Origin of the sequence: Pseudomonas sp. 2995-1, assembly GCF_002742505.1 — a bacterium.
In the GTDB taxonomy this organism is placed as follows: domain Bacteria; phylum Pseudomonadota; class Gammaproteobacteria; order Pseudomonadales; family Pseudomonadaceae; genus Aquipseudomonas; species Aquipseudomonas sivasensis.
In genome coordinates this window covers 1-261 of record NZ_LJSA01000311.1, presented here as the reverse complement: position 1 = coordinate 261, position 261 = coordinate 1, and the positions used below count along the sequence as shown (strand labels likewise).

At 40.2% G+C, this 261-nt stretch carries 1 protein-coding gene; it reads left to right on the top strand.

Going from position 1 to position 261, the window contains the following annotated elements; genetic code table 11:
* Positions 1-16: 16 nt before the first annotated feature.
* Positions 17-261, top strand: a 245-nt coding sequence (locus tag AOA61_RS32840) for an aminotransferase class I/II-fold pyridoxal phosphate-dependent enzyme (protein ID WP_143521192.1), incomplete at its 3' end; no start/stop codon positions are given.

The following is a 261-nucleotide window of genomic DNA, read 5'->3' as shown; positions in this document are numbered from 1 at the left end:
CTTTTAGAGGGTATCCATTTCTAAAGAAGCGATCTGTGAGTTTTATAGTCGTGAATATGATGTAGATCTTGATCCTGAAACAGAAGTTGCTGTCCTTTTCGGTGCAAAAACAGGACTAGTTGAAGTGAGTCAATGTCTATTAAACAATGGTGACACAGCTCTTGTACCTGACCCAGGCTATCCTGATTACTGGTCAGGAATAGCCCTTGCTGGTGGAGAAATGGAGTTCATGACTTTATTAAAGGAAAACTCTTTTCTACC